We start from the raw sequence: 20235 nt of genomic DNA, 5'->3' as shown, positions 1-20235 counted from the left end.
TGCCGAGTTGCCGAAGCATCTTGGGAGTTCTCGGCTGCTCTCGCGCAATTCCTAACATTTGCGACAGGGCGCGATGTTGCATCAGCGGTGCTGGTTGCGAAACTTAGGATTCACACCGCCGTTGGCCCTGCGGTCACCTGATATCCGCCGCAAGTGTCTCTTCCACCTCCGCGAGCTGCCGGCGCTTCTCGGCCAGCTCGTCGGCGAAAGCGAACTCGCCCTCCCCGCGCGATTGGTACGACGCGAGCCTGCGGCGCGCATTCTCAAGACGCTGGCGATAGCGTTCCTGCTCGCCCTCGAAGCCGGCCAATGCATGCTCGAGCCGGGCGATGGCGCCAAGCGGCGAGGTGGTGACCGGGAGCTCGATTTCATGATCGGCGCCGGTGCGCATCAGCATGGTGGCATAGCGGTAGCCGTCCTTGCCGAACCGCTCGCCGGAATATTCGAGTTCAAAGCCGCCGAGGGACGCGATAGTGGTTTCGCCTTGCTGCTGAAGCTGCACGAGAGTCAGGATTTCCTTCATCAGCGCACGACCGGCGCGTTTGCGCTCCGTGAACGCGTCGCCCCCGACCACCATGCTGAACCCATGGCCGGTCGTCGGCACCAGGCGCTCGATATCCTTCCCGACTTCGCCGATGCGCCGGGTCGAGTATTCGATATCGCGCTCGGCATCGCGGATCTGCCGTCGAACGGCGTGCTCATCATCAATGTGGGCCGCGCGAAGGCGCTCCAGACGGGCAATGTCTGCCTCCAGACCTGCCTTCTGCATCAGACGCGGATCGCCCGAGGCGATCGCCTTGGCCATCGCGAACTGGTTGGCCTGCCCCTCACCCATATCCTCCAACCGCCGGATGGACGTGTCTCCGGAAAGGGCGGCCGCGATGAACCGGGCCTTGCGCTCGTTGTTCTGCCACATCTGCGCGTCCATCGATCCTTCCGTGGCGTAGGCGAAGATATCGATGACATCGTGCTGGTTGCCCTGCCGCAGGATACGGCCTTCGCGCTGCTCGATCTGGGAGGGAAGCCACGGCACGTCGAGATGATGCAGCGCCTTGAGGCGGAGCTGCGCGTTCACGCCGGTGCCCATCGTGTCGGAGGAGCCGACCAGGAACCGGACCTTGCCGGCCCGCACATCACCGAACAGGCGCTGCTTGGCTTGCACCTTCTTGAAGTCCTGCATGAAGGCAATTTCCGATGCCGGAACGCCCCTGCGGATCAGTTCATCCCTGATCCAACGATAGGCTGAGAAGCCGCGGCTTTTCTCGACGCCGATCGTGCCGAGATCGGAGAAGTTCATCTGCGCTGCGCCCGCAAGCTCGAACGGCTTGCCGTCGGCGCGGACATAGCTGCTTTCCGCTGTTTCCTGCCAGATACGGAAGGCATTGCCGATGAGAGCGTTGAGCTTGTTGTCCGGCTCATCGTCATTGTCCGGATCGACCAGCCGCAGATCGATCGCGGCGTGCCGGCCATCGGTGATGACTGAGAGCAGGATGTCGTCACCAGGTTCTGCCGGACGGTCACGCTCCTCAATGGCCTTGATGCGGGCGTCGAGCACCGTCTGGTAGCGCTTGAAGGCCGCGGACGGCTTGGCGGTGATGATCTGACGAGCGCCGGTCGAAAGCGCCGGCACCTTCACATATTCCCGCAGGTCTTCCGGCATCACCACATCCGCGAAGGAGCGGAACATGGCGATCAGTTCCGGCACGTTGACGAAGGTGGCGAAGCGCGTCACCGGCTTGTATTTGCCGGATGGCTGCAATTCGAGTTCAGTCGTGACGTCGCCGAAGGTCGAAGCCCAGGCGTCGAACTCGTGCAGGCCCCGCCGCTGCAGTGCCTCGTAACCGAGATAGCGCTGCACCGAGAACATCTCGCCAAGCGTATTGGTGATCGGCGTACCGGAAGCCAGCACGAGCGCCCGGCCCGGATTCTTCGTGTCCACAAACCGGGACTTCACATAAAGGTCCCAGGCCCGCTGGGAGCCGTTCGGATCGACGCCCTTGAGCGTGGACATGTTGGTGGCGAAGCTGAGCTTCCTGAACTCCTGGGCTTCGTCGACGATGATCTGGTCGACGCCGATCTCGGAGATGGTCAGCAGGTCGTCCTTGCGGGTCGCCAGCGCCTCCAGCCGTTCCCTGAGCCCCTCCTTCAGCCGCTCGAGGCGCTTGCGCGAGACGCGGTCGTCGCTCTCGACCTTGGTCAGCAGCGTCTCGTAGAGCTCCAGCTCTTGCCTGATCATCTGCTGCTCGAAGGCGGACGGCACGCCGATGAAGCGGAAGGCGCTGTGCGTAATGATGATCGCATCCCAAGCGGCGGTCGCCGCCCGCGACAGGAAGCGATGTCGTTTGTCCTTGGAAAAATTCGTCTCATCGGCGACGAGGATGCGGGCGGTCGGATAGAGCGCCAGAAATTCGCGCGCCGCCTGTGCAAGGCAATGGCCGGGAACGACCAGCATGGCCTTGGCGATCAGGCCAAGCCGGCGCTGCTCCATGACGCCCGCGGCAATCGTCATGGTCTTGCCGGCGCCGACGGCATGAGCAAGGTAGGTCGAGCCGGCCGAGACGATTCGCCAGATGCCGCGTTTCTGGTGCCCATAAAGAGAAAAGGCGCCGGAGGCGCCTGGAAGTTGCAGGTGATCCCCGTTGAACCTTCGGGGGGAGATGTTGTTGAAGCGGTCGTTATAGACCCGCGCCAGCCGGTCGGTCCGGTCGGGTTCGGACCAGATCCAGTTCTGGAAAGCGGTCTTGATCTTCTGCAGCTTTTCCTTGGCAGCTTCCGTGTCCACAACATTGAGCACGCGCTTTTCAGCATCGCCCTCATTGATCGTGTCGAAGATCTGCGGCACCCGGCTGTTCAGCGCGTCGGCTATGAGTTCGCCGGCATGACGGCGATCGGTGCCCCATTCGGACGTGCCGGCCGCCATCCATCCCAATTGCCGGGCCTCGACGGTCCACGATGCCAGCTCCGGCATATGATGGATCCTGATCTCGGCACCCGTCGTCTCCTTGACGAAGGCGACAACATCGGCGGCGGGGATCCATGGCGCGCCGAGACGCGCGGTGATATCCGAGGGACGAAGATCGGCCGGCTGCACGCCCTGCAGCGCGGTGACGTTGCGCTCATAGGCGGGATCGAGCGTCGCGGCCGCCTCGGCAACCTTCAGCCTGTCACGGACTGAGCCGGAGAGATAGGCGTCGGCGGTCTGCCAGGAGCCGTCCGCGGGATCGCGGAAGATGGCGCTGCCGAGTTCGGCGATGACATCGTCGACATCGCGATGCAGCAGCTCGGCGATGTGGTCGGGATCGACTTGGCCGCGTTCGTTGAGCACGACGGCAAGCGCATCGGCAGCACTTGTGATGATGGGTGCTGCGGGCGGAGCGATGACGCGCTCGGTGAAAATCGGACCCGGCCGGGCGGTATTGGTCTCGAGATCGTAGTCTTCGATGGAGGCGACCAGCCAGCAATCGGGATCATCAAGGAAGGGCTGCAGGTTTGGCCGGCGATGCGTCTCGCGGACCTCCCCGGTCTCGGCGTCCTCGCTGGTGGAAACGACGGTCGTGTTGATCGGGCCGAAGGCGCGCACAAAACTCGACCAGGCGATGCGCAGCTTGACTTGGGCCGGCTTCCAGGGCCGGTCGAGCTCCTGTGCCTTCAGCAGCTCGCGCACGGCATCGCGGACCGGGATCAGCTTCCTGATGATGCGGACATGCTTTTCGGGGATGCCTTCGGCGGTGCGGCCCTTGCGTACGGTGATGGTCACAGCAGCGCCATCGATCATCTGCGCAAGGGCGGTATTTTTCGCGACGAAGAAACTGCCCTCGCGCACTCCGGAGATTTCCGGCAGGGCATCGACAACATCGGCACTGTCCTCGGCGTCACGATCCATCTCGTCCGGCTCGCCGTCATAAATGGCTTCCGGAAGGAGGGAGATCGCAGCCGTGAGCGCCCGCTCCAGATCGACACCGGGATGAGGCAGGCAGGAATAGGCCTCGCCGTAAGGCCCCGAGATAGTGGCATGCGTGCCGAGCACGAAATCCGGGTGGCGCGCGAACCAGCGGTTCACGCGGATCGCGCCTTCATCCTCCATCGCCTGGCGGACTTCCTCGATGTCGAGCCAGGAGAGATCACCTTCGGGCTCGGTCACCTTGCGCTTGCGGAAAAACAGCACGTCGACCACGACGTCCGTGCCGGCGTCGGCGCGGAAGCTGCCTGCGGGCAGACGGATGGCGGCGATCAGGTCCGCCGTTTTGGCGATATGCTCACGCGCGCAAGAATCCACCTTGTCCAAAGTGCCGGAGCTGGTGACGAAGGCGGCGAAAGCGCCCGGCTTCAACAGGTCGACGGATCGGGCGATGAAGTAATCGTGAAGGCACAGGCCGAGCGAACGATAGGCCCGATCGGAGCGCACCGTGCGATCGGAAAATGGCGGATTGCCGATGGCTAGGTCGAAACTCGCCGGCAGCTCCGTGCGGGCGAAGTCGCCGGTGACGATCCGTGCCCGGGGCTGCAACAGCCTTGTGATGCGTGCCATGACCGGATCGAGTTCGATCCCGGTGACGTGTGACACATCGCGTAGCGCTTCGGGCATCAGCGCCGGAAACAGGCCTGTGCCGATGCCGGACTCGAGCACACGGCCGCCGCGCCAGCCGAGCCGCTGCAGGCCTGACCACATCGCGCGGACGATGAACTCCGGCGTGAAGTGGGCATACTGGGTGCAGCGGGTGAGCGAGGCGTAGTCGATCTCGCCGACGGCATCCTCCAGGGAAGAGCCGATCTCGTCCCAGCCTTTGCGGAAGTCGACCTCGCCGGGGCGGCGGAAGACGCCATTGGCAAGGTCGGACGCGCCGAAGCCGGTGAAGCGGATCAGCCTCTCCTGCTCCTCGAGCGTGGCCGGGCGCTCGTCCGCTTCGATCTCGGCGGCGAGCCGGATCGCAGCGATATTGTCGCGCGCGCGCTCCTTCCAGCCCCGCGCCAGGCCACGGCGATCGGCGAGCTGGAAGTTCAGGCCGCGCGCCCGGCAGGCCGTGGATGGCCGCCGTACGACTGCCGCGACCGGCATCGCGGGCGCCGGCGACGACGGATCAGGATCGTCGTCGCCGTCGGGCTCGAGCTCGCCAGTATCGCCAAAGGCCGTCACGCCGAGGCCGAGGCCGGAGGAAAGCGCGGTGTTGCCGAAAAGGTCGATGGTGAAAGGGTCGTCATGCGACATGGCTGGATCTCCTGAATAAGGGCGCACGTCGCCGTTCCGCTGGAAGGCTCCAGCCGGCCGGACGTGCGCGGGATGTGGGGGATTGGGATGTTGGACGGCCGCCGGACGGGGCCCCTCGACGGATCGCTAGTCTCGCTCGATCACGAAGAGCTGCATCGAGTCCTGCAGGAACGCGATGCGCAGATGCGTGCAGCCGGGACTGGCTGCGATCAGGGCCTCAAGGCCTTCAGCGTCGAGAAAATCCACGCCGTCATCGCCGCCGAACGTCCGGCGTTTGATCTCGAACCAGTCGTCGTTTCTACGGGGATCGCATTCCTCGGCGTAGGCGACGAGCGGCTTCGCCCCCTTGGCGAGTTCGCCGTTGGAGCATAGATAGACGCCGTGGTCTCCGACGAGCCAGAGACCGGGCTTCCGGTTGTCGGCGGCGGATCGTCCGAGGTGGGGATCGCGGAACCCGCCATTGGCTTTTGCGTCGGCAATCCCGCGAGCGATGACCTCGCGGACGGCGCCGATGGGAAACGTCAACATCATCTCACGCCTCCGTCACGCCGCGATCGCGTCTGGGAGATAGCGCAGATGCACGGGCAGCTTCGCCGCGATCTCCGCATCCGTAAGGTCGTCCAGCAGCTTCAGCGTGGTGCCCTGTCGGCCGCCATAAAACATCACCGTGCGCTTGCCGCGGTCGCGTTCCGGCCAGCGCTCACCGGCGTAGCCGCGATAGTCGTCGTGGGTGCTCGACCAGATATGCTCCAGGCGCTCCTCGCGGGTCATCGCCCGAACGGGACGGGTTTCGCGTTCGACGATCGCATCGCGCATCCGCTCAGGCGAGCCCTTTTCGAGCAGGTCGCAATAGCCGTGGAAATACCGCATGCGGCCATTGATGTTCAGGGCGTAGAAGATGCTGGTGATGCGGTCAGTGAGAAACTCACGCAGCGCGAACATCTCGCCTCGCATCCAGAGCGGCGGCAGGATCTCGAACATGTAATCGTGCTCGGCCTCTGATATCTCGAACCATTCGCCGCGGTACAAAGCACTGGCATCGTCCTGGAAACGATCAGGACGCTGAGCGTGGCGGTCGAAGATACGAAACATCTGCCGGCGGTCGGCGATGCCATGATAAACCTTGCGGACGGACAAGAGGGTCATGGGTGGGCTCCTTTCAGCCTCGTCGGGCTGGAGCGCGGCTCATCCACTCGATGTCGCCATCCTCTTCCGCCCTTCCTGACCCCTCCTCCGCGGCCGCCTCTCCGTCCGGCCGGGTCAAGGGCCGCGAAGCGGGCGCAGCTTTACCCTTGACGCGGCCGGCGGGCATGCGGCAGCCAGGCTTCTTACTTCCTCTTTTCTCACTTTACCCGGTTCTTCACCCTTGCCTTGAGTTCGGCGTTCCAGTCCTCCTCGTCCGGCCGGAGACGTTCAAAGCCGCCGCCAGCCTCGCGGGCGACCGCTTCGAGGCGAACCGCGTAGGTGTCGCCCTGCGCGTTGTTGTCCGTGGCGGCGACCAGCAATAGGCCCTCCCGCGCCGCCAGCAGCCGGATAGCCGCATCGGTGACGGGAGCCCAGCCGCCCCCGGTACTGACATAGAGGCTATCGCGGCGAGTGCTCTCGAGCGCGGCGAGGCTCATGGCGTCGATCGCGGCCTCGGTGACGCAGAGGCGGAGCGCATCGCAGGGGCCAAACCGAAACAGCACCTTCGCGCCGCCGGTCGAGAAACCGCGCCATTCCGGACCGCGTTCCTCCCAGCCTGTCACGACCCCCTCCCCGTCCCTGTGAGCGGCCCACATGCTGCCGCGAGGGCCCTCCCGCAGCAGATCATGACGGATGGCGGCGCTGATCACGGCTTCCGGAAGATGGCGGTCGTCGCGCAGGTAGCGCCATGTCGTCGATCCCGGCCAGGGCTTGCGGCGGCCGCTCCAGCGTTCGGCGACGCCGAGATCCGGCCCGCGCTTCCGGGCCTGCCTCTTCCACACAGGCTCGCGCGGCTCGTGGCCGACCAGCCGGGCGACCAGCAACGTCGCCTCCGCGAAACCGACCCCATGCAGATGGGTCATCAGCGAGAACACATCCCCCTTCGCGTCGGAGAGCGGATCGAACCAGCCTTTTCCGTCATGGATCACGATGACGATCTGGTCGCCGTGCCGGTATTTGACCGCACGTCGGGTACTCTCCTTCAGGTCGATCGAGTAACCAGCGTGATCCAGCGCGGCCGCGCAGGCCACCCTTTGTCGAAGTTCATCGAGTTCGTTCTGTTCCATGTCCCTCTTCGTGCGCCGCAGGCGCCCGCCTTCCTTCAGGTTTTCTTTCCCGCACCTTGCGGGACGCCTTCCGGATGCCGCGAAGAGCAAAGGCGGCAAGGGCGCGGCTGGCAATGTGTGTTTTTGCACCTCGCGCCTGCCCGCGGGCCAGCCGCGGCGCAGCTTCCCTTGCCGCCGCAAGCTCGCAAGTGGCACCTCCGGGAGGAGGAAGCCGGCTCAATGAGCCGGCCCCTGTTCAAAGGGATCGTATTGCATCAGCCGAACGTCGTGACCCAGTGACATAAGAACCCGGGCCTAGTGGTGCCCCGTCGCGCAAGCCTCGATGCCGATCAGGCAGGGCGGCAAGGCTTTGAAGACACCCAGCGACATCATCGCGGCGAAGCTTGCGACGGATAACGACAGCATCAGCGCCATTGACCCCGTGGACCTGAGAAACACCTGCTTGGCGACATCCAGACCAATTGTGGTAATCTTCTCCATGGATGGCTCTCCCTCACGTGGCTTTCGACAGCCACACTTTGGCACACTGCGATGCCGGGAGCGGAGGCCGCCCTAGGTCAGAAAGTGCAGGGCGAATGGCATCGTCGATTTCCGGTTGGCGCGGCTGCCCTTCTTGACCGTCGCGATTGATTGATCGAATTTATTGATCGAGTTCCGGAAAATCCTGGAGACAGATACCGGAAACCAGAAGTTCTCCGCGCCCGTAGCATATGGATGCCGATCAGTGCATGTGGGCAGGATGAACTCGCCCAGCATATCGATTTCTAATCTTCGACCTCCATATCTTCCTGAGACTCCGAAGCAAATCACGAACGGCCGCACCACCTTTTAAGCCGCGTGGTCTAAAACCCTATTAAGGAAGCTGCTATTTGCGTACAAAGAAGGTTCTGTGGTGCCAGCGATCGCTCTTTCACATTTGCTGTTGCGTGCTTGATTGGGCGACATGCCGATTATTTGGCGAAAGCAATTCGAGAAGTGCGATGCCGAAACGAACCCACAAGCAATGGCAATCTCCACGACCGGCATAGCAGTTTGGATTAGTAAAAACTTAGCGCGCTCAATACGCAATTTACGATAATAAAGCACTGGTGAGTGATTGAGGTGGAATCGAAAAAGGCGCTCGACCTGGCGGCTTGACAAGCCGACTTTCGATGCAAGGATTTTTGTGGGCAGCGGCTCCTCTATGTGCTTTTCCATTTCACCAATCACTTTTATGACTATCTCATTCGATATTTGATGGCGGCATGAAAAAGGCAATCGCTGGCGTTCCTGTGATTTCCGCATACGATTAACGAGGCCGAGTTCGCAAATACTCGCTACCGTGGACTCGCCGAAGGTTTGCTCAACCAGTTGCAGCATCATATCAAACGGTGCCGAGCCGCCAGCGCAGGTCCAGATATCGCCATCAATGGCATATATGTTTGTGTTCACGAGCAGACTATTGAATGTCTCAGTGAAACCAGGCTCCTTTTCCCAATGGATTGTGCAGCGTCTGTTTCCGAGTAATCCTGCTCTCGCAAGGACGTAGGCGCCGGTACCGAGAGCGCCAACTAAAATTCTTCGCTGCCTACAGTCGCGCAACCAAGCTTCTAGGGATTTGTTGAAATATTGCTCTACGTTATCGTCGGCACAAACAATTGACATGGACGGGCGATCGGCCTGAAATAGGCGCTTGCGCTCTGCTTCCAGGCAAGAATCGGCCAAGAGCGAAGATCCGCAGTTTGCCCGAACAACCATTCCTGTCTCAGAAATCAGCCGCCAGTCATAGGCTCTATAGCCGAGTACGCGATTGGCGAGCCTTAGCGCCTCGATTGCCGAGGATAGTGCCAGCATAGCGAAGCCCGGAACAAGGTAAAACGTCAACACGGTAGGGCCTTGAGACGACCCTAGTGGCCTCGATAGCGGCTGCTGTCTCCCGACCATGCTTTATTCTCCAATTTGCGCTGGACACTTTTCTTTGTTAGCCAAGATCGGCTGGTTCACCCGCTGAAACGGATCTACGTCGAAACGCAGTCCGAAAAAATGAAGGGCGCCGCATTTCGCTACTTTGCTTGTCACGCTCGCCTGAGCTGCGCCCTGCAGCGCCACCATGGGCTTTCCGACAATATTCGACCGACCAATCACGAAAGCATCTTTGCCTGCGAGATTGTTGCCCACCGCAGCCTGAATAAGAATCATGCATCCTGGCGGGCGTGCAGGGCGTGAAATATCTGGCCTTCGAATCCACTGTCAGCCGCCCGACATTTTCGGGGTGGAAGCCGTCGACATCCTTGTACGGCGCGACCGCCGCCTCAATGACTCGCATCATGTCGATATGGCGCGGCATCGGCAGTTGCACGAGCATGCCGTGGACGAAATCGGGCGACGAGATCGACGACCTCGTCCTCCTTGGCGTCGGTCGGCAGCTCGTGTGTGTGAGAACGAAAGCCGCATAGAGCCGCGGACCTGACCTTCGACCGCACGTAGATATGGCTAGACCGACGACGATCACTGCTAGATGCGGGGTCACCGCCGTTTCGGCTATGAGAACCCGTGTTCGGCTGCTTACCTCATCGAGGATTCCACGGCTGATTGCCCTCCCCGACAAAATGTGCGCCCGGCACTCGGAGGTGGTTTTCATCACGGCGTCTCAGCAAATTGAGAATACGATTGTTTTTATTTCGGTTGAGCATAATCCGCCGCTCCAGATGCAGTTTGGCGGCCCGTGCAAGGACGCGGCTTTCGATGTCGCGGCCCGTCGCGCCGAAATCCTCCACGCTCATTCGCGTGCGTTACACGCTCGGTCTCCTGATCTATTATGGGACCTTCGTCGAGGTCGGGCGTAACGCAATGCGCGGTCGCGCCGATGAGCTTCACTCCGCGCTCGTATGCCTGATGATAGGGTTTTGCGCTTTTGAAGGAGGGCAGGAAGAAATGATGAATGTCGATCATCTTGCCGAACAGGCGAGTTGACAAGTCGTCAGATAAGACTTGCATGTACCGGGCCAGGATCACGAGGTCCGCGCCAGTTTCGCGTGCGAGATCCATCAGCTTCTGTTCCTGCTCGGCCTTGTTGTCCTTACATACCGGCCAGTAATGATAGGCGACCCCTTCCCGCTCGGCGACCCCACGGCTGTCTTCGTGGTTAGAGACGATCGCGACCACGTCCGCGTTCAGCCAGCCGACTTTGATCTGGTAGAGCAGATGAAGCATCGCATGGTCGAACTTCGACACCATGATGATGATCTTCGGCCTACGGCGCGCGTCGACGGTGTGAACACACAAACCGAAGCGGTCGATTGCCGGTTTGAGCGCAGCACCTTGGCGACGCCCAGCGGCTCGGTCTGCTCGTCGGTCTTGACCTGGATGGCGCGGTCGGCACCCATGGCGAGGGCGGTGCGCAAGGTCTCCTGCGCCTGCTGCGGCCCGATCGAGACAACGATGATCTCCTCCGCCTTGCCGGCCTCCTTCAGCCGGATCGCCTCTTCGACAGCGATCTCGTCGAACGGGTTCATCGCCATCTTGACGTTGGCGAGTTCCACCGCCGAACCGTCAGCCTCGACACGAACCTTCACATTCGCATCCACAACCCGCTTAACGGCGACAAGAATTTTCATGGTGTTTTGCTACAAGCCGGGTGTTTTGCTACAAGCCGGAAGTTGTCACGATGCCGTCGCCGCGTCCGAGCGAACATGCCGTAATAGATCGAATTGGGGGCTAAGAGCATCTCTCCGTGATAGGCGCAAATCGGATCCGAGCCGTCGCCTGGCGGCCATATGCGTATTTGCGTCGTCGCGCCGCCGACGGACGGCATCGGCGATCCTTTGATCGACGCTGCACAGATTCCAGGCACTTTAGCCGGTCCGAAGAGAAGGAGCGAGCAGTATTCCACGTCGTGCTCTTAACAATGGTATTCCAAGTAGAACAGAATTTCGCAGTTGTCAACCCCTTGTTCCGTCGAGAATTTCCCTGCGAGTCGAGCTCCAGAGCTCTTTGCCCGGGCTGCGCGGAGCATCCCTCCCGACGCTCATTCGGCAGTTGCAGGCGGCGTTCGGCGCCAGACGAACCAAGCGGATTGTGAACTTCTTGCGCCGCCTATAGACCGCGACGCGGCGTCGTATTCGGCTTGGCGCAAAAGGTGCGCACCATACCGACCGCTTCGGGCGGCGGCCTCGGCTCCAAGATCGACGTTTCAACAGCGCTGATCGGCTTTGTTGCGCTCAAGATCGGCAAGCGCCATCCCGCCTAAAGGCGACAAGGTCCTCGAAGGTGCGTTCAACACGGGCACCTATGCGAGCTTCGGGCCACGGTGCGTTCCAGCGCGCGCCTGCGGTCTATGCTTCACCACATATACCCGGCCGTCGGCGCGCCATTCATACCAACGGCGAGGACTCAGGCGCATTCCGCAGCTTCGGCATAGTACCGTCTACGCGTTTTCCTTTAAGTCCAAGAGGCTTCCTCTTGGTTAGACGCTAGGCGGCCCATTTCTGACGCGCCATTTCGGCCAGAATGGCGTCGGCAGCGTCGGCAGCGTCCTGAATGTCGGACGAGGTGTGAGCGGTGCTCAGAAAAAAGGAGGCTCGATTGGTGACGCGAACGCCGGCGTCGAGCATCCTAGCGACAAACTCATCTCCGGCGTCCCGGTCGACCAGTCGCAGGTCCTGGAGATTCTGAATCCGGCGTTCAGGGGGTGCGAAGAAGAGGCCAAAATGCGCGCCGTACCCCTGAACTTGGCCATCAATCTCATGCCGTTTGAGGGACTCCTCTAATCGCTCGATCAATTGGTTACCCATCGCGTCCAAGGTCTTGAGAGCCTGCCCGCCGCGGGTACAGGTCTGCTCCAAAGTCGCCAGACCAACGCTAAGAGCCGTGCAATTGCCACTGTAGGTGCCACCGTGCATCACGCCCTTGGTCAGCATTTCCATCACATCAGCACGGCCTGCGACACAACCCATCGGAACGCCGGCCGCCAGGGCCTTGCCAAAAATAGCAAGGTCTGGAGTGACCCCGAACTTTTCTTGAGCCCCACCGGGCGCCAGCCGAAAGCCCGTGATTACCTCGTCAAAAATCAGAAGGGCGCCGCTCGCAGTGCAGAGCTCGCGGACCTTCTCGAGGTATCCGGGGCTTGGGGTGATGACGCCGTTATTGCACATAACGGGCTCCATGATTACGCCCGCAACCGATTGTCCTTGCCAGTTCAAGCACGCGTCGATTGCGTCGAGGTCATTCCAGGGCAAGACAATTACGTCATCGTAACTGGACGGGGTCATCCCCAATGACTCGGGCTGCGTCTGAACCGCATTTCGACGCTCGGCCTGGGCAAGCGGCGGCCTGATGTTGACGGCCAGACCATCACCCCAGCCGTGATAGTGCCCCTCGAACTTGATGATCCTCGGCCGTCCTGTAAACGCCCGGGCAAGTCGGACCGCGAGCAGGTCGGCCTCGGTCCCTGTATTGGTGAACCGCACCAGTTCGGCGCAAGGGACCGAGTCTACGATCTTCGCCGCCAGCTGGGCCTCGAGCGGGCTTTGTCCCCCGAACAGCTGGCCAGTCTCAAACGACTCAATGATGGCAGTCTCGATCGTCAGCGGCCGGTGACCAAGGATCATTGGCCCCATGCCCATGACGTAGTCGATGTAACGATTGCCGTTGACGTCAGTCAGCTCACTGCCTCGCGCGCGCCTGAATAACAGGGGAGGCCGTTTTCCGAGGAGCCTCGCATTGCTGCTCACACCTGCAGCCATGACCTTTAGTGCTTCCGACAGCAGTTTCTCCGACTCGCTGTACCTGCAGGTTGCTGTTCCAACGCTTGTTCCGTCAGGCATTGTGGTTGACCTTCTTGGCTACGTCGGGGGAGTCGGATGGAGTGCACCAGTTCAAAAGCACGGCTGGCGCGAAGAACGCGTCGGTCCTCATATCTAGGAGCCACAATCTGGAGAGCTACGGGTAGACCGTCGGGAGCTCGCGCCGCGATACGCGCGCCCGCCGCATCGGTCAAAACAAATGCGCCCCAGCGCGGAATCGAGCGCTTCAACGGGGGAGAACTCCCGGGGTTCAAAGCCCTTCAAGAGATCCGTTGCGGAATAACTCGCCAGGTCGGCCATCACTTTCTTCCGTTCGCGCGTATTGCTGGATGCTCTGCGAGGGTACAGTCGGCCCAAAGTCTGTGATGCATTTCGGACATGAGTCCTCGATCCATTACAGCTCTGGGTAGTCGGGGAGCTTACCAACGAGGGTATTAATAGAACAACGTTCCATGCAGGACGTTATGTCACATAAGAGCTTGAAAAACACAAGGGGCTCATTCAAAGATGCACCTGGGGAAGTCGACAATTCCGGAGAGGATCCGTAACGCGCGCGAATCGCGCAAGTTTGCGGTCGTCCCTGTGCGCCGACGAGGTTGGCCGGACACGTGGCAGCCGTGAATTAAATAATCGGCTCGTCGAAGGTAAAAAACGTATGCAGCACGAAGATCCTCATCCGTCCGCTCCAACGATGCTTGCCCCGCTTCGAAACCAGGTATTTCGTTCGATCTGGATATCTACACAGATATCCAGTCTGGGATGGCTCGTGCAAACCGTCGCCATCAGTTGGCTGATGGCCACCATTTCGGCTTCCGACCTGATGGTCGCACTCGTGCAGGCCGCATCCACATTGCCGGTGTTCTTCCTCTCAATTCTCGCCGGAGCCATCGCCGATAATTTCAGCCGTCGATGGGTGATGCTTGCGGGGCACTGCTTGATAGCATTGGCATCAACGACGCTGATGATTTCGGTCGGGCTGGGATTTGTTAGTCCCTGGCTCATACTCGGATTGGGTTTTCTAGCCGGCTGCGGCTTCGCCCTAAACGATCCGGCCTGGCACGCTTCCGTTGGCGATATCCTTCACAAGCGCGACATTCCGGCTGCGGTGACACTTCTGTCTGTCGGATACAACATTGTGCGCAGCGTTGGTCCGGCTTTGGGGGGCGTGATCCTGGCCTTCTTTGGACCGCTGGCCGCTTTCGCCTTGGCCGCGCTGAGTGATCTGGCGCCTCTAAGCGCATTATGGCGCACGAAATGGAAAGTTCGCACTTCGCCTCTCCCTCGTGAGAGAATGACGACGGCGATTCACGACGGGTTGCGCTTCACCGTGATGTCCTTGGAGATCAGGGCGGCGATCGCCCGTGCAGCCCTTTTCGGGCTCGCTAGCATTTCGATCCTCGCGCTGCTCCCGCTCGTCGTGCGGGATCAGTTGAAGAGCGGGCCGATCGTCTACGGCATTTTGTTGGCCGGCTTCGGAATGGGGGCTTTCATCGCGGGCATGAGCAACGGATTCCTAAGGAGGATCACGTCCCAAAACAGGCTGGTAGCATTCGCTTCTGTCGCCTGTGCAGCATGTTGCCTTTCCCTTGCACTTACATCGTCGGTCTCTGTGGCGGCAGTTGCGCTATCGCTCGGTGGCGCGGGTTGGCTTATCACCTGGACGGGCATCGACGTGTCGGTGCAACTGGCAAGCCCAAGGTGGGTCGTCGGCCGCACGCTCTCGATCTACTACGCATTGAGCGCCGGCGGTATGGCTGCCGGCAGCTGGATCTGGGGTTCTGTCGCACAGAACTACTCCTTGACCTGGGCTTTGGAAGGCGCCGCAATAGCCCTGTTGCTGGTCGCAGCTGCGGGAATAGTGTTGCCGGTGCGGCCTTGGGAAGAAACCGATCAAGAAAGTTCGGATTTTCGCGCACCGGACCTAGCACTCGATCTCAAGCCCAGGAGTGGCCCGATCGTTGCCAAAGTCGACTATTCCATATCCGAGAAGAATATCGACGCCTTTCTCGGCTGCATGCGCGAAAAGCGCCACGCCCTTAGCCGTGCCGGTGCGCGAAACTGGACGCTGCAGCGCAACCTCCAAACGCCTTCTCTTTGGACAGAGACATTCCGCACGCCAACTTGGATGGACTTTCTTCGCCTGAATCATCGGCTCACGGCAGCGGACAAGGAAGTAGGCCAGAACCTCCTCGCCTTGCATGATGGAGAGGTTACTCCATACACAATGCTTTCGATCGAACGAACGACCGAGGCAGCTCGTACCCGTGGCTCAACAATCTTTTCTCGTCCTCCGAGGTGACGTCATGATGAAGCTGTTAGCCGATGAACAGGCGCGATCACCCCTTGGCTTTCCAGAGCACAAAGGTTCGCACGGTGCCCCCTCTGCAGGAAGCCTCGCATCGCGGTCTCGACGTTGTTCCTCGAGACGGTGACGATTCAGCACCACTTCCACCATCACGAAGATCACGCCGCCCGTGAGGATCGGACTCAGCCGCGCGCAATGCTTCAACAATTTCTGCAGCTTCGAGTATACGGAGGCGCTCCGAACAAGCCGACGCCGAAAGATGACGCTTCGCGAGTTCGCTTTTCGAAATCCGACCATCCGATTGAACTCTCCGAGAGAATCCAGAGGTCCCAAGCGTCTAGAACAGCGGTCTTCCTTCCCCCTCGCGCACAATGCGCAAAACTGTTCGCGATGTCCTCGCACACCTGTCGCGATGTCCCCAGTCCAAACAGAGGGGAGGGTCGATCCGACGGGCCACTCTCCCCTCAAGGGGGAGGGGAATCTCAGCAAAACGGAGAAAAAACATGGTCGGCGCATCGAAAGCGGAAACGGGAGGCGGCCCGATCCGCTACGGCATGGTCGGCGGGGGGCAAGGCGCCTTCATCGGCGCCGTGCACCGGATCGCGGCGCGCATGGACCATGAGTTCGTGCTGGTCGCCGGTGCCCTGTCATCCGACCCGGCGCGTGCCAAGGCCTCGGCCGAGGAGCTTGGGCTCGATCCGGCGCGCAGCTACGGCTCGTTCGCCGAGATGGCCAAGGCCGAGGCCAAGCGGCCGGACGGCATCGAGGCGGTGGCCATCGTCACGCCCAACAATGTGCACGTGCCGGCGGCGAAGGCGTTTCTCGAAGCCGGCATCCACGTCATTTGCGACAAGCCGCTGTCGACGACGTTGGCGGAAGCGAAGAAGCTGGCGGCATTGGTCGAAAAGACCGGCAAGGTCTTTGTCCTCACCCACAACTACACCGCCTATCCGATGGTGCGGCAGGCGCGCGAGATGGTGGCCAAGGGGCAACTCGGCGACATTCGCATCGTGCAGTCGGAATATCCGCAGGACTGGCTGACCGAGGACCTTGCCGCCACCGGCCAGAAGCAGGCGGCTTGGCGCTCCGATCCTAAACAGGCCGGCGCCGGCGGTGCGCTGGGCGACATCGGCACGCATGCCTACAATCTCGCACGCTTCGTCTGCGGGCTCGAGCTCGATGCGCTTTCCGCCGATCTCGACGCCTTCGTGCCGGGGCGGCAGCTCGACGACAATGTCAACGTCGTGCTGCGCTTCAAGCCGGTCGGCAAGTCGCACCCTGCCAAGGGCATGTTGTGGGCGAGCCAGGTGGCGCCCGGCCACGAGAACGGGCTGAAGCTGCGCATCTACGGCTCGAAGGGCGGGCTTGAATGGGTGCAGGCTGACCCGAACTATCTGTGGTACACGCCGTTCGGCCAGCCGAAGCAGTTGATCACCCGAAATGGCGCCGGCGCGCTGCCCGTCGCCGGGCGTGTCAGCCGGGTTCCGTCAGGCCATCCGGAAGGCTATCTCGAAGGCTTCGCCAACATCTACCAGGAGGCGGCCCGCGCCATCCGCGCGGCGCGCCGCAAAGGCAGCAAGCCGGCTAAGGATGTTATCTTCCCGACCATCCAGGACGGCGTCGAAGGCATGGCCTTCATCGAAGCCTGCGTGAAGTCGTCGAGGAAGAACGGAGCCTGGACGAAGCTCTGGAAAGACTTGCGGTAAGCCTGTGGGGAGGTGATGTCGAAGAGAATCGGCATAACATTTCTTGTGAACTACCATCAAGACTACCGGCGTCGACGGTGTCTAGACCCGGTGTTTTCCGGCAGGCCCGCCCATTGTGGAAAAGCTTGGCGGGTTGCTCGACCGCATATGACGGGGTGCACCGCGGTGTTCCCATGGGCGACCTCTCGATGAATTGATCTCTGCCGATCCGCAACCGCAAGACCGGGACAAATCCCATTTCCGCCCCGCATCCCGATGAAGACGGTGGCCGATGTACTGGCGTTTCCCGCTCTAATCTCGCTGAGCGGATGAAGGGCAATTCCAAGCCTCGCAGGCCATATTTGAAGGCGATGACGCTGAACTGCTTCCTCCCATTCGCAGGCTGGTCGATGCGCGGCCGACTAATGGCTATCGGCGGATCGCCGCCCTTCTCATTCGGGAAAGGCGAGCCGCCGATCAGCCACCCGTCAACCGCGAGCTTCTCCGTCGGATCATGGCTGGAGCACCAGCGCAGTACCACGACCTTGCCATCGTGGACCCGGCCCTTCCGCACGGCGGTGTGGTTCTCCAGCAGCATGGCATGGTTCTGCCGGAATATCCGTCTCCGATGTCCGCGACATGATGCTAGAGACCGTGGAAAAACGCTTCGGTGCAACCAGCGCGCCAAGCGCGACTGAACATCTGTCCGACAATGGCAGCGCCTACACCGCGCGAGACACCAGACTGTTTGCCCAGGCCCTCAACCTGATCCCATGCTTCACCCCGGTCGCCAGCCCTCAATCGAATGGCATGTCCGAGGCTTTCGTCAAAACTCTAAAGCGAGATTACATACGCATATCACCCCTTCCGGACGCTGAAACCGCGCTCCGGCAGATCGATGGATGGATCGACGATTACAATGAAATCCATCCCATTTCGCGCTGAAGATGGCTTCCCCTCGGCAGTTCATCAGATGCTTACGTTCATCAAAGCATCAAAGCATTATCTCAATAGCTGAACTGTCTGGCGAATTGGGGAGCACTCCACCCACGAACGCCGTCAATCACGCAAGGCGTCTATCCTCCGATTGACACGGCGTCACTACTCCGCGGTCGCTAATTAGGCGAACCCAATGCCATGGCGGCCGCCTTCGGCAAATGCGGTGCAAACGGGTCGCGCGCCTGGCAGCAATTCTACCACGAACCCCAGGTAAGTCTTTCTTCTTGGCCACCGGCATCATCACCCCGTTGTCCATGCCCATCATAGTTACAGTGTCCGCAGAGTCTTCATTGTCGACAGCCAAAAACAACCTCGGTGCCGAACACTGGCTCCCCATAAGGCAGATGGGTCTTGCCCCGAGCCAAAATTTGACGGTAGTTGCCCGACTCTCCCTCATAGTCGTTGTGATCCCATGGCACCCACGACCGGGCGTTGCAATAGTGGCCGACAAAGGAACGGCGATAGCGGTCTGCCGTTCGATTCGGGTGCGAGCGGTGGAACAAATGGGAGTGGAAAAAGAGCACGTCCCCCGCACTCAGCGGCACCGGGATCGGCGGCGGATAGTTCGCGACGATTTTGGACAAGCTATTCACGCCGTCGGCGAGATGGCTGACGTTAGAGACGACCGTCAAATCTCGGAACGAGTCTACGGCGTGAACGTTGCCGCCTCTAACTTCTTGCGTTGGGTAGATCGGTTCATGGTTCGATCCCGGCACGACCCAAAGGCAGCGTTTTCTTCGTCTGCGTCTTCAAGCGCGATCCATGCGCCGATCACAGTGTCTGGATGGGTCTTGATTTAATACGCATCCTGATGCCACCCTTGTCCGCCGCGACCAGGCGGATTCAGGAATAGCATCGATTGCAAAGCATATACATCCGGCCCGAAAGCATGTGAACGCGGGCGGCTTGGGCGCATTCCCCTTTCAGAGGGTCCTTATTGGAGACAGTGGCAGTCTTTTGATCCTTGTCTCCTCCGCCAGACCGTATAGTGCGGCTATGTCTTCTTTTGATAATAGCCCTCTAACAATCAAATAACCATTCCGATGATAATGAGCGTACTGCTTCACACTGACCAAATAACGATCATTTCGGCCCCGCGACATAGGCATATAAAACTTCGCCATCGGTTGTCTCTCCGTCTATTGCTTCTCCTTCATTCTTTATGCGGGCGGCAGCGCCCCTCAATGGAGGGAAAACGGAAAACGATGTGTTTATTTGATATCGCTATCAATCGAAATATGACGGTTAAGGGGATAGCGGGTTTCCAGATCAACCGCGGCGGCACCATGGCGAAACTGCGGATCCTTGCACCGTTCGATGTAGTCGGAAGCCGTGATCCCGCGGATTTGCTTGTACATTTTGGAAAAGTGGTGTTCGTCCCGAAATCCGACCCCGTAGGAAATTTGTTTGATCGCCCACTTTCCGTTCGTCATCAGCTGCTCGGCGCGCAGAAGTCTGCGCTCGAGCAGCGCCCGCTTCGGTGAGATGCCGATGGAAGCGACGAACATCCTCGTAAAATGCTCGTGCGACCAGCCGGATTTCCGGGCGATCGCTTCGATCGTCAAAGGCTCCGCTAGGTGTTCCTCCATGTAGGCGATTGCTTCAGCTATCTGAATCGGCAGCGGATGCTCCTTCTCCCTCGAGGCGGAATCCGAAGTTGCGCAAAGTTCCTCCAAAATAGCGTCCAGCAAGACGGTGATTCGCTTCTTCCAATACGGCGGCTGATTGTTGGCCACTCGGAGAATTTGCTTGATCAGACCGGGTACGAGGTCGTTGCTGTCTACAGAGAGCACGTTCATGTTCAACAGCGGCATGAGCCGGGATTCGGCGTGGCGCAGCGGCGAATAGTCGAAATGCACAAACAAATGCCGGACGTCCTTCTCTTGGGCGAACCGGTAGAGGTGGCTTTCTCCCGGGCGGCTGAAGACGAAGCAGGGAACGTTCAGTCAGAAGAGCTTACCCTTCAGCTCGTATTCGGTTCCCGTACCGGCCGGAAAATAAACGA

13 protein-coding genes and 4 pseudogenes are annotated in these 20235 nt (G+C 60.6%); 4 read left to right on the top strand and 13 right to left on the bottom strand.

The features are described 5' to 3' along the window. Window positions 1–133: 133 nt before the first annotated feature. From EN786_RS30815 to EN786_RS30785, 7 genes and pseudogenes are all read right to left on the bottom strand, one after another. Complete coding sequence (locus EN786_RS30815; protein ID WP_135909279.1) at window positions 134–5206, bottom strand: lactate dehydrogenase; 5073 nt, start codon at window positions 5204–5206, stop codon at window positions 134–136. A 126-nt stretch (window positions 5207–5332) separates the two neighbouring features. Then, window positions 5333–5734: a DUF3085 domain-containing protein gene (locus tag EN786_RS30810; RefSeq protein ID WP_135909388.1), complete on the bottom strand. Its 402-nt coding sequence runs from the start codon at window positions 5732–5734 to the stop codon at window positions 5333–5335. Window positions 5735–5749: 15 nt separating this feature from the next. Then, a complete protein-coding gene (locus EN786_RS30805; RefSeq protein WP_135909277.1) occupies window positions 5750–6352 on the bottom strand; it encodes a DUF1419 domain-containing protein in 603 nt (200 codons plus the stop codon). 197 nt (window positions 6353–6549) lie between these two features. Continuing rightward, the gene (locus EN786_RS30800) at window positions 6550–7458 is read right to left on the bottom strand and encodes a DUF3991 and toprim domain-containing protein (RefSeq protein WP_189524318.1); all 909 of its coding nucleotides are present in this window, start codon (window positions 7456–7458) and stop codon (window positions 6550–6552) included. Window positions 7459–7755: 297 nt separating this feature from the next. Continuing rightward, window positions 7756–7938 (bottom strand): annotated as a pseudogene (locus EN786_RS30795) (IS110 family transposase); the annotation flags it as partial. Between the two features lie 348 nt (window positions 7939–8286). Further along, the gene (locus EN786_RS30790) at window positions 8287–9321 is read right to left on the bottom strand and encodes a GlxA family transcriptional regulator (RefSeq protein ID WP_246688773.1); all 1035 of its coding nucleotides are present in this window, start codon (window positions 9319–9321) and stop codon (window positions 8287–8289) included. A 63-nt stretch (window positions 9322–9384) separates the two neighbouring features. Continuing rightward, entirely contained in the window at window positions 9385–9636 is a 252-nt protein-coding gene (locus tag EN786_RS30785) for a hypothetical protein (RefSeq protein ID WP_135909273.1), read from the bottom strand. Between the two features lie 23 nt (window positions 9637–9659). On the opposite strand from EN786_RS30785, the gene EN786_RS38830 reads away from it, so the two are divergent. After that, window positions 9660–9893, top strand: coding sequence for a hypothetical protein (locus EN786_RS38830; protein ID WP_246688772.1), 234 nt, complete (start codon window positions 9660–9662; stop codon window positions 9891–9893). 219 nt (window positions 9894–10112) lie between these two features. Here EN786_RS38830 and EN786_RS30770 read toward each other — a convergent pair. The 3 genes and pseudogenes from EN786_RS30770 to EN786_RS30760 all read right to left on the bottom strand — a co-directional run. Next, window positions 10113–10752 (bottom strand): annotated as a pseudogene (locus EN786_RS30770) (formyltetrahydrofolate deformylase); the annotation flags it as partial. Continuing rightward, a pseudogene (locus EN786_RS30765) lies at window positions 10749–11054 on the bottom strand (electron transfer flavoprotein subunit beta/FixA family protein); the annotation flags it as partial. The pseudogenes EN786_RS30765 and EN786_RS30770, both read right to left, overlap by 4 nt. Before the next feature lie 855 nt (window positions 11055–11909). Beyond that, on the bottom strand, window positions 11910–13181 hold the full coding sequence (locus EN786_RS30760; protein ID WP_189524316.1) for an aspartate aminotransferase family protein: 1272 nt from the start codon (window positions 13179–13181) through the stop codon (window positions 11910–11912). A gap of 715 nt (window positions 13182–13896) precedes the next feature. Here EN786_RS30760 and EN786_RS30750 point away from each other — a divergent pair. Beyond that, window positions 13897–15540: an MFS transporter gene (locus EN786_RS30750; protein WP_135909267.1), complete on the top strand. Its 1644-nt coding sequence runs from the start codon at window positions 13897–13899 to the stop codon at window positions 15538–15540. Between the two features lie 111 nt (window positions 15541–15651). Here EN786_RS30750 and EN786_RS39520 read toward each other — a convergent pair. Beyond that, window positions 15652–15938: pseudogene (locus EN786_RS39520) on the bottom strand (AsnC family transcriptional regulator); the annotation flags it as partial. Window positions 15939–16049: 111 nt separating this feature from the next. Here EN786_RS39520 and EN786_RS30740 point away from each other — a divergent pair. Together EN786_RS30740 and EN786_RS38820 are read left to right on the top strand one after the other, a co-directional pair. Next, window positions 16050–17252 carry a Gfo/Idh/MocA family oxidoreductase gene (locus tag EN786_RS30740; protein WP_135909265.1) on the top strand — a complete coding sequence of 401 codons (1203 nt, stop codon included), beginning with the start codon at window positions 16050–16052 and terminating at the stop codon, window positions 17250–17252. Between the two features lie 618 nt (window positions 17253–17870). Continuing rightward, window positions 17871–18176, top strand: coding sequence for an integrase core domain-containing protein (locus EN786_RS38820; protein ID WP_246688771.1), 306 nt, complete (start codon window positions 17871–17873; stop codon window positions 18174–18176). 341 nt (window positions 18177–18517) lie between these two features. On the opposite strand, the gene EN786_RS38305 is transcribed toward EN786_RS38820, so the two are convergent. Both EN786_RS38305 and EN786_RS30725 read right to left on the bottom strand, forming a co-directional pair. Beyond that, complete coding sequence (locus EN786_RS38305) at window positions 18518–18946, bottom strand: phytanoyl-CoA dioxygenase family protein (RefSeq protein WP_135909262.1); 429 nt, start codon at window positions 18944–18946, stop codon at window positions 18518–18520. 495 nt (window positions 18947–19441) lie between these two features. Further along, window positions 19442–20089, bottom strand: a complete 648-nt coding sequence (locus EN786_RS30725) for an AraC family transcriptional regulator (protein ID WP_246688783.1) — start codon at window positions 20087–20089, stop codon at window positions 19442–19444. Window positions 20090–20235: the final 146 nt, after the last annotated feature.

It is taken from the genome of Mesorhizobium sp. M4B.F.Ca.ET.143.01.1.1, assembly GCF_004792275.1.
Taxonomy (GTDB): Bacteria; Pseudomonadota; Alphaproteobacteria; order Rhizobiales; family Rhizobiaceae; genus Mesorhizobium; species Mesorhizobium abyssinicae.
The sequence above is the reverse complement of the archived record's forward strand: the minus strand, read 5'-3'. Positions and strand labels throughout refer to the sequence as shown.

What these genes read in the sequence shown, in the direction of transcription:
- EN786_RS30750 (WP_135909267.1), top strand. Translation starts at nt 13,897, where the DNA reads ATGCAGCACGAAGATCCTCATCCGTCCGCTCCAACGATGCTTGCCCCG.
- EN786_RS30815 (WP_135909279.1), bottom strand. Translation starts at nt 5,206, where the DNA reads ATGTCGCATGACGACCCTTTCACCATCGACCTTTTCGGCAACACCGCG.
- EN786_RS38820 (WP_246688771.1), top strand. Translation starts at nt 17,871, where the DNA reads ATGATGCTAGAGACCGTGGAAAAACGCTTCGGTGCAACCAGCGCGCCA.
- EN786_RS30805 (WP_135909277.1), bottom strand. Translation starts at nt 6,352, where the DNA reads ATGACCCTCTTGTCCGTCCGCAAGGTTTATCATGGCATCGCCGACCGC.
- EN786_RS30785 (WP_135909273.1), bottom strand. Translation starts at nt 9,636, where the DNA reads ATGATTCTTATTCAGGCTGCGGTGGGCAACAATCTCGCAGGCAAAGAT.
- EN786_RS30740 (WP_135909265.1), top strand. Translation starts at nt 16,050, where the DNA reads ATGGTCGGCGCATCGAAAGCGGAAACGGGAGGCGGCCCGATCCGCTAC.
- EN786_RS30760 (WP_189524316.1), bottom strand. Translation starts at nt 13,181, where the DNA reads ATGGCTGCAGGTGTGAGCAGCAATGCGAGGCTCCTCGGAAAACGGCCT.
- EN786_RS30800 (WP_189524318.1), bottom strand. Translation starts at nt 7,458, where the DNA reads ATGGAACAGAACGAACTCGATGAACTTCGACAAAGGGTGGCCTGCGCG.
- EN786_RS30810 (WP_135909388.1), bottom strand. Translation starts at nt 5,734, where the DNA reads ATGTTGACGTTTCCCATCGGCGCCGTCCGCGAGGTCATCGCTCGCGGG.